The 8,491-nt window shown below is 74.3% G+C and carries 8 protein-coding genes and 1 pseudogene; 3 read left to right on the forward strand and 6 right to left on the reverse strand.

Features of this window, described 5'->3' with window-relative positions; genetic code table 11:
- The 6 genes and pseudogenes from KBX39_RS15555 to KBX39_RS15580 form a co-directional block, all read right to left on the reverse strand.
- Positions 1–287, reverse strand: a pseudogene (locus KBX39_RS15555) (FkbM family methyltransferase); the annotation flags it as partial.
- A gap of 13 nt (positions 288–300) precedes the next feature.
- The gene (locus KBX39_RS15560; protein ID WP_210871221.1) at positions 301–2,070 is read right to left on the reverse strand and encodes a sulfatase; all 1,770 of its coding nucleotides are present in this window, start codon (positions 2,068–2,070) and stop codon (positions 301–303) included.
- A complete protein-coding gene (locus tag KBX39_RS15565; RefSeq protein WP_247660241.1) occupies positions 2,067–2,873 on the reverse strand; it encodes a CDP-alcohol phosphatidyltransferase family protein in 807 nt (268 codons plus the stop codon). The genes KBX39_RS15560 and KBX39_RS15565 overlap by 4 nt, the downstream gene beginning before the upstream one ends.
- Before the next feature lie 154 nt (positions 2,874–3,027).
- The gene (locus KBX39_RS15570; RefSeq protein WP_043326258.1) at positions 3,028–3,732 is read right to left on the reverse strand and encodes a hypothetical protein; all 705 of its coding nucleotides are present in this window, start codon (positions 3,730–3,732) and stop codon (positions 3,028–3,030) included.
- A 2-nt stretch (positions 3,733–3,734) separates the two neighbouring features.
- Positions 3,735–4,520 (reverse strand): hypothetical protein, encoded by a 786-nt coding sequence (locus KBX39_RS15575; RefSeq protein WP_043326256.1) that lies wholly within the window; start codon positions 4,518–4,520, stop codon positions 3,735–3,737.
- Positions 4,517–5,416: an ABC transporter ATP-binding protein gene (locus KBX39_RS15580; protein ID WP_043326253.1), complete on the reverse strand. Its 900-nt coding sequence runs from the start codon at positions 5,414–5,416 to the stop codon at positions 4,517–4,519. Before KBX39_RS15580 ends, KBX39_RS15575 begins: the two co-directional genes overlap by 4 nt.
- Before the next feature lie 132 nt (positions 5,417–5,548).
- Between KBX39_RS15580 and KBX39_RS15585 the strand changes: the two genes are divergently transcribed.
- From KBX39_RS15585 to KBX39_RS15595, 3 genes are all read left to right on the forward strand, one after another.
- Positions 5,549–6,784 carry a sensor histidine kinase gene (locus KBX39_RS15585; RefSeq protein ID WP_043326252.1) on the forward strand — a complete coding sequence of 412 codons (1,236 nt, stop codon included), beginning with the start codon at positions 5,549–5,551 and terminating at the stop codon, positions 6,782–6,784.
- The gene (locus tag KBX39_RS15590) at positions 6,781–7,452 is read left to right on the forward strand and encodes a response regulator transcription factor (RefSeq protein ID WP_043326250.1); all 672 of its coding nucleotides are present in this window, start codon (positions 6,781–6,783) and stop codon (positions 7,450–7,452) included. Before KBX39_RS15585 ends, KBX39_RS15590 begins: the two co-directional genes overlap by 4 nt.
- Before the next feature lie 71 nt (positions 7,453–7,523).
- Positions 7,524–8,491, forward strand: a 968-nt coding sequence (locus KBX39_RS15595; protein WP_312247402.1) for an ATP-binding protein, incomplete at its 3' end; no start/stop codon positions are given.

Raw genomic sequence — 8,491 nt, forward strand, 5'->3', positions numbered from 1 at the left:
CTCCCGGACCGCGCACCGACCGCCGTCGGCTCGATCACCACGTCGGCGTCCCGCCCGAAGCCCAGGCGCAGCACCCGCAGGCAGTCGGGCTGCGGCTCCACCGCGACCACTCGCGCGCCCAGCCGCCGCCAGGTGCGCACCCGGCCGCCGACGTGGGCGCCGATGTCGAAGGCGAGGTCGCCGGGGGAGAGGAACTGCCCGTAGAGCTGCCGGGCACGCCGGTGCTTGGCCGGCTGACCGTGGTAGACGGCCAGGGAACGGGTGATCCCCCAGGCCCGCGCGAGCATCGTCACGACATCCCTAACTGTGAGTGGTGGACTGCGGTCCGAACGCCCGCAGGAAGCGGTCCCGGAACGACTCCATCGGCCAGACCGGGGCCTGCGGGTCCGGGTTGAGCCCGTCCTGCCAGCCCCATCCGGCGATGCGGTCGAGCACTGCCGGGTCCTTCGCGACGACGGTGATCGGCACGTCCTTGCCGGCGTCGTCGCCGGTGATCGTGCGGGCGGGCTGGTGGTCGCCGAGGAACACCAGCACCAGGTTCTCGTCACCGTACCGCTGCACGTAGGAGATGAGCGTGCGCAGCGAGTACACGACGGCCTGCCGGTACGCCTCCCGGGTGCCCTCCGCCGAGCGGTCGGCGCGCGCCGTTCCCTTGTAGACCGAGCCGTCGCCGATGTCGTCCCAGCCGACGAGGGGCGGGACCGGCGTCCACGGCAGGTGGCTGGAGAGCAGCGGGATCTCGGCCATCACGGGCGTGCGCCCGGGGCCGCGCTCGCGGCGTTGGAACTCCGCCAGCGTGTACTGGTCCGGTGGCGAGGAAAAGCTGAACAGCGGCCCCTTGTAGCCGAGTTCCTTTGCCCCGTACAGCGTGTCGGGTTCGAAGAATGCCGCCTCCGGCCACGCCCGGTTCAGCGCCGGCATGACGAGCGCGGTCCGCCAGCCGGCGCGCTTGAACGCGCCGTTGAGGGTCAGGTGGTCGCTGCGTACCAGGTTGGTGTAGCGCAACTGGTTGTCGGTGCGGATGCCGCTCATCAGCGTGGCGTGCGCGAGCCAGCTTCCACCGCCGGTGGTGGACGAGGTGAGGAACGCGCTGCGGCTGCCGTAACCGGCCGCGCGCAACTGCCGGGTCCCCTCGTCGAGGACGGCGTCCACCTCCGGGGCCAGTTCCGGATCCTCCAGCGCGACCCGGCCGTAGCTCTCCACGAACGTGAACAGGACGTCCTTGCCGCGCAGCGCGGTGAGCATCCGCTCACCCGGCACGTCCCGGAACGGGTCGCCGGCGAGTTGCGTGTTCAGCGTCTCCTTGTCGTTCAGGCCCGCCCGCACCTGCCGGGCACGGTCGAAGACGTCGGCGGCGACGGTGTCCGCGGCGACCGGGAGGCCGGGCACGATCTGCGCGCCGAGCACGGCGCAGACCACCCAGGCGGCGGCGAGCGCGGTGACGGCGCGCGTGGTCACCCGGCGGTGGGCCGCCGCGGCGCGGGCCAGCCGCCGCGCCGAGAGCGTCACCAGCACCGGTACGGCGAGCGCCGCGACCACGGCCAGGGCGAGCGCGCCCACCTCGGCGGCCCCGCCGTACGACTCGGACAGGAACTCCGCGCCCGCGCCGAGGAACGTCCAGTCGGCGATCAGGTCGAAGCGCCGGTCGAGCACCATCGAGAACCCGAGATCGGTGACCTTGAGCACCAGGATCAGGCCGAGCAGCGCGCCGAGCAGCGTGGCCACCACGCGGCGCGGGCGGGCCGGCAGGACCAGCAGCAGGGCGACGGCGAGCAGCCCTTCCACCGGGATGCGGAGCAACGCCCCGAGGGACAGCAGTTTGACCTCGCTCGGCGCGACCAGGGCCACCAACACGAGAGCTCCGGCCAGCGCGGTGACCGCCGCGCCGAGCAGCCGCCGGGCGCTCCACGCGCCGACCGCGTCGTTGCCCGGGTCGCTCGTCTCCCTGTCGTTCGGGGTGCGGTCGCCGCTCTCGGCCGAGGCGCCGGCGCTGTCCGGCGTGCTGTCTTCCGTGGACGTGGCGCCGGCCGGGACGTCGTCGCCGTCGGCCGGCCGGGACAGGTCGGTCACCGGCGCCGCCCGCCGACCTCGACGGGCTGGCGCACGATCCGCGTGCCCGGCGTCCACTCGGACCCGTGGCCCGCCGGCGCGGGGGAGACCGGCGCCGCCGGGAGCGCCGGCCGTACGCGGTGCCGCCACAGCCAGCCGACGTCGCGTCCGAACGACTCGACCAGCAGCGCGAGCGCGCCGAGCACCACCGCGAGGGCCAGCGGCCGGGGCAGCACACCGGCCGCCACCACCGTCAGCGCGATGCCCTGCGTGGCGGCGACCACCTTGCGCCAGTAGCGCGGCGGCAGCGAGCCGCGCATCCACGGCAGCGCCCAGCCGGCGGCGACGAAGACGTACCGCATCGCGCCGATCACCAGCACCCAGGAGCCCACCTGGTCGGCGACGTACCCGCAGAGGACCAGGACGAGGAAGGAGTCGACCTCCATGTCGAACCGGGCGCCGAGCGCGCTGGTCGTGCCGGTGCGCCGGGCCACCTGGCCGTCGACCCAGTCCAGGGAGAGGGCCACGGCGGCCAGCGCGACCAGCACCGGCACCGCGATCGGGCCGCGGAACGCCTCGACTGTCAACGCGGCCACCCCGCCGGCGAGCGTGGCCCGGGTGAGCGTCACCCAGTCGGCCGGGCCGAGCCGGTCCGCGCCCGAGCGGCGCAGCCCGTATCCGAGCGCCGCGACCATGACCACCCCGAAGAGCAGACCGGCCAGCCAGCCGTACGCGCTCAGGCCGACCGTGCCGGCCAGGGCCGCCAGTACGCCGACCTGGAGTATCGCCCCCGCGAATGGATCAGTTCGAACTGCGGACACCATGCCTCCGAGGTAGACGTCACGTACCACACCTGTGTACGGAGAACATGCCCGAACAGTTCGTTCTGATGCCGGAAACGCGCCAGCGATGTGACTTGTCACGTCCACCGGCTTCGCGGCGGGCGCCGCGCGGGATCAGGCGCCGGAGCGGAGGCCGTCAGCGCGGCGGCGGTCCGGGGACCAGCCGCCAGTACTGCCGTTTGCCCTCGTCGCGGACCACGACGCCGAGCCGGGCCAGCTCCCCGTGCAGCTCCCGGGTCTCGGCGTCGTGGCCGCTGTCGAGCGCCCGCTGCCGGGCGCGCAGCAGGGCGTCCGCGCCCGGCGGCAGGTCGGGCAGCCCTTCGACCCACCTGCGGTACGCGTCCCGGTGCGGGTCCTGCCCGGTCCACGGCCAGCCCTGCCGGGTGAACGCCTCCCGCAGCCGCTCGGTGTCCAGGTCGGACTTCTCCCGGGCCAGCTCGCCACCGGCGGTGTCCAGCAGCACCAGCGCCTCACCGTCGACGAACACTCCTGCGACGTCGGCGCGGGCCACGTCCCGGCCGTGCCCGTCGCGGTGCAGCCGTACCGTGCGGTGCCCGACCGTGACGGTCAGCCGGTCGCGTACCGCCACCACCGCCAGGGCCAGGCCGCCGAGCAGACCCAGCCCGGCCCCGATCGGGTACGCCCGCTCGTCCGGCCACCGGTCGAGCAGCTCGAACAGGCCCTGGAACGGGAACCAGGGCAGCCCGGCGATCCAGCCGGACAGCGTGGTCAGCCCGGCGCCCAGTCCCGCCCCGAGCAGCGGGAACCCCGCCCAGAACAGCACCAGCTCGCCGCGCCCGCCGTCGACCACGACGTCCTCGCCGGTGTGCCGGGCCACCATGGTCACGACACCTCCCGGCGCAGCGTGCGGACCAGACCGGCGACCAGCGGCAGGAGCACCCAGACGGCGAGCGAGACGCCGAGCCGGCCCCACTGCCCGCCGGTCATCTCGGCGCCGAGCAGCGGCTCCATCGTGTACGAGGTGTCGAGCCAGCGGGCCGGCTCCCGCAGCGCGGAGATCATCGCGGCGAGCAGGCTCCACACCGTGGGCAGCAGCAGATAGGTGACGATCGCCAGCGGCGTGTTCAGCAGCAGCAGCCCGAACGCGGCGCCCATCAGCACGTTCACCACCTGGAACACGGCCGCGTGCGGCAGCAGTTGCCAGTCGAACGTCCAGGCGCCCGCCCCGCCGGTGGCGCCGGCGGCGAGCGTGCCGACCGCGGCGACCGCGAGGCTGACCAGCACCGACGCGAGCGCGGCCAGCACCACGGCGGCGAGCTTGGCGACGATCACCCGTTCCCGGCGGGGCACCAGCGCGAACGTGGTGAGCGCGGTGCGCTGCGACCACTCGCCGGTGATGGAGAGGATGCCGAGCACCGGCAGCAGCAGGCCGACCGGCAGCAGCGACGGGGTGAAGAAGGCGGTGAACGTCTGGTCCGGCGCCTCGACGACGAAGAGCTGCACCACCACGATCACGGCCGCGATCAGCCCGATCGTGATCAGCAGCCACCGTCCGGCCCGGGTGTCGGCGAGCTTGCGCAGCTCCACGCCGGTCAGCCGGGCCAGCGTCGGTCCGGCGACGGCGGCTTCGGGACGCGGCGGCGCGGGGTTACGGGTGGCGGTGGTCATCGGACGGCCTCCTTGGTCGACGCGCCGGCGGTGAGGGTGAGGAAGAGCTGTTCGAGGCCGCCGCTGCCGGCCGGGCGCAGCTCGGTGAGGACCAGTCCGGCGTCCGCCGCGGCCTGGCCGACCTGACCCGGCTCGGCCCGGACCACGTAGCCGCCGTCGGTGCCGGCCGTGGCGGGCAGCGCGGCCCGCTCCAGCGTCAGGCGCAGGGCGTGCGCGTCGCGGGCGCGCACCAGCGTGCCGGCGCCGGCCAGCAGCTCGTCCTTGCCGCCCTGGGCGACCACCCGGCCCCCGCCGATCACCACCAGCCGGTCGGCCACCGCCTCCACCTCGCGCAGCAGGTGCGAGGAGAGCAGCACCGTGCCGCCCCGGTCGGCGAAGTCGCGCAGCAGGCCGCGCATCCAGAAGATCCCCTCCGGGTCGAGGCCGTTGGCCGGCTCGTCCAGGATCAGCACCCGGGGGTCACCCAGCAGCGCCAGCGCCAGGCCGAGCCGCTGCCGCATGCCCAGGGAGTACGCCCCGACGCGGCGCCGGGCGGCGGTCTCGTTCAGCCCGACCCGGTCGAGTGCCGCCGCCACCCGCCCCCGGTCCACGCCCATGGTCCGGGCGGCGAGCGTGAGCGTCTCCCGGCCGGTCCGCCCGGCGTGCTGTGCCGAGGCGTCGAGCAGCACGCCGATCTCCCGCCCCGGATTGGGCAGGTCGCGGTAGGGGCGGCCGGCGACCGTGGCGCCGCCCGCTGTGGGCGGCGTCATCCCGCAGATCATCCGCATCGTGGTGGACTTCCCGGCGCCGTTCGGCCCGAGGAAACCGGTCACTGTGCCCGGTTCGCACCGGAACGTGACGTCCGCGACGGCTGTGTGCGGGCCGTACCGCTTGGTGAGCTGGTCGACTTCGATCATGCCGTCGAGCCTGCCGGGGCCACCCGGTCACGCGCTGCGGCCGGCGGTCGGCGTCGCCGTCGACCTCGGTTCACCGCAGTCGTCGACTTTGGTAGCTGGTAGCCGGTCCGGACGGCTTCCTAGCATGGGTGGGTGAGCAGCGCCGTCGTACCCGATCATCCCTGGCTCCTGCCGGGCTCCCTGGTGCCCGCCCGGACCGCCCGGCGGACCCCGCGGGACTGGTTCGTCGACGGCGCGCTGTTCGTGGCCTCGCTGCTCTGGGTGCTCATCGCCCACGGCGACGTCACCAGCGCGAGCCCGGAGTTCGGGCTCAACGCCGGTCCGGCCTGGCTGGAGGAGGTCGACCTGCTGATCGGCCTGTGGATCAGCGGGGCGCTCTGGCTGCGCCGGCGCTGGCCGGTCGGGCTGGCACTGGCCACCGCGCCGCTGGTGTTCTTCTCGGTCACCTCCGGCGTCGCGTTGCTCGTCATCACGTTCACCGTGCTGGTGCACCGGCCACTGCCGGTGGGCCTGGCCCTGGCGGCCTGGAACGTGCTCAGCCTGCCGGTCTACCTCGCCGTCCGGCCCGACCCGACGATGCCGTTCTGGGGTTCGGTGATCTGGACCGCGCTGTTCATCGGCGTGGTGGTGGCGTGGGCGCTGTTCGTCCGGGCCCGCCGCCAGCTGGTGCTGTCCCTGCGCGACCGCGCCGAGCGGGCCGAGGCCGAGCAGCAGCTCCGGCTCGACCAGGCCCGGCAGCTCGAACGCGGCCGGATCGCCCGGGAGATGCACGACGTGCTCGCCCACCGGATCTCCCTGCTCAGCCTGCACGCGGGAGCGCTGGAGTTCCGGCCGGACGCGCCGCCGGAGGAGGTGGCGCGGGCGGCCGGGGTGATCCGGGCCAGCGCGCACGCCGCGCTCCAGGACCTGCGCGAGGTGATCGGCGTGCTGCGGGCCGAGGTCGGCTCCGAGGCCACGCCGGAACGGCCGCAACCCACGCTGGCCGACGTGCCCGCGCTGGTCGCCGAGAGCCGCGACGCCGGGGTACGGGTCGCCGTCGTCGACGAGGTGACCGAGCCGGAGGCGGTGCCCGCGGCGATCGGGCGCAGCGCGTACCGGATCGTGCAGGAGGGGCTGACAAACGCCCGCAAGCACGCGCCCGGCGCGGTGGTGACCGTCCGGCTGGCCGGTGGCCCGGGTGACGGGCTGGTGGTGGAGATCAGCAACCCGTGGCCGGTGGGCAGCCCGGCCACCGCGATCCCGGGCACCGGCACCGGCCTGGTCGGCATCGCCGAGCGGGTCACGCTCGCCGGTGGCCGCCTGGAACACGGGCGGGACGCCGACGGCACGTTCCGGCTGACCGCCTGGCTGCCCTGGGGGGCGCAGTGAGCGCCCCGGTACGGGTACTGATCGTCGACGACGACCCGCTGGTCCGCGGCGCGCTGTCGATGATCCTCGGCGGCGTACCCGACCTCGCGGTGGTCGGCGAGGCCACCGACGGCGCCGAGGTGCCCCAGGCCGTCGCCGCCCACGCCCCGGACGTGGTGCTGATGGACATCCGCATGCCCCGGGTCGACGGCCTGGCCGCCACCGAGGCGCTGCGTGCCACAGCGGAACCGCCCGAGGTGCTGGTGCTCACCACGTTCGACGCGGACGAGCAGGTGCTGCGGGCGCTGCGGGCCGGGGCGAGCGGCTTCCTGCTCAAGGACACCCCGCCGGCCGAGATCGTGGCGGCGGTACGCCGGGTCGCGGCGGGGGAGGCGACGCTGTCCCCGGCGGTGACCCGCAAACTCATCGCGCACGTCACCGGCGCCGCGCCGGTGCCCGGCCCGGACCCGAAGCGGGAACGGGCGGTACGGCTGCTCGACGGGCTCTCCGAACGGGAACGGGAGGTCGCGGTGCTGCTCGGCCGGGGCCGCACCAACGCGGAGATCTCCGCCGAGTTGTTCATGAGCGTGGCGACGGTGAAGGCGTACGTGTCGCGGCTGCTGACGAAGCTCGACCTGAACAACCGTGTGCAGGTGGCCCTGCTGGTCCAGGACGCCGGCCTGGTCTGAGGCACAGACACTCTCATTCGGGATACTATCAGAGATGAGAGTATCCGTCCTGAGAGTATGAGGTGATTGACGTGGCCGGTTTCGTCGGCAGGACGAGGGAGCTGGCCCGGCTCGACGGCATGTTGGCGCGCGTCGAACGCGGCGGCCGGGCGGGGCGCCCGGGACGGGCGCTGCTCATGCGTGGACGCCGACGGGTGGGTAAGTCCCGCCTCGTTGAGGAGTTCGTCGAGCGCGCGGGCGTACCCCACCTCTTCTTCACCGCCTCGGCGCAACCCACCCCCGCCGCCGACCTGCGGCTCTTCGTCGAAGCGGCGGCCGGCTCGACGCTCCCTGGAGCGGGTCTGTTCGCCGGACAGGCGCCGGCCACCTGGGACGCGGCTCTCACCCTCCTCGCCGCCGCGCTGCCCACGGATCAGCCCAGCGTCGTCGTGCTCGACGAGATGCCCTACCTCATCGCCACCGATCCCGGCTTCGAGGGCACCCTCCAGAAGGTCTTCGACCGGGAGCTGTCCCGTCGGCCGGTCCTGCTGATCTGCGTCGGCTCGGACCTGGCGATGATGGAGGCGCTCAACGACTACGGCCGCCCGTTCCACCAGCGCGCGACCGAGATGGTCGTGCCGCCCCTGAGCCCCGGCGACGTGGCCGAGATGCTCCAGTTGCCGCCGGCGGATGCCATCGACGCGTACCTCGTCACCGGTGGCCTGCCGCTCGTCCTCGACGACTGGGCCCCCGGCGAGACCGTGCGCGACTACCTCGCCCAGGCCGTCCCGGACCCCACTTCCGCGCTGCTCGTCAGCGGGGAACGGGCCCTCGCTGCCGAGTTTCCGCCGCAGTCCCAGCCGGGCGTGGTGCTGCGCGCCATCGGCTCCGGGGAGCGCACCTCCTCCTCCATCGCGCGGGCGGCCGGCGGAATCCCGCAGGCGTCGCTGCACCGCGCGCTCCGACTGCTGACCGACAAGCGGGTCGTGGAGGCCGCCCTCCCGCTGTCCACCCGTCCGTCGCGCGAGACCCGCTACGTGGTCGCCGATCCGTATCTCCG

The organism is Micromonospora sp. D75 (assembly GCF_018070405.1).
GTDB lineage: Bacteria > Actinomycetota > Actinomycetes > Mycobacteriales > Micromonosporaceae > Micromonospora > Micromonospora chalcea.

Coding starts and splice junctions, on each gene's coding strand:
- KBX39_RS15570 (WP_043326258.1), bottom strand. CDS start 3,732: ATGGTGGCCCGGCACACCGGCGAGGACGTCGTGGTCGACGGCGGGCGC.
- KBX39_RS15580 (WP_043326253.1), bottom strand. CDS start 5,416: ATGATCGAAGTCGACCAGCTCACCAAGCGGTACGGCCCGCACACAGCC.
- KBX39_RS15565 (WP_247660241.1), bottom strand. CDS start 2,873: ATGGTGTCCGCAGTTCGAACTGATCCATTCGCGGGGGCGATACTCCAG.
- KBX39_RS15575 (WP_043326256.1), bottom strand. CDS start 4,520: ATGACCACCGCCACCCGTAACCCCGCGCCGCCGCGTCCCGAAGCCGCC.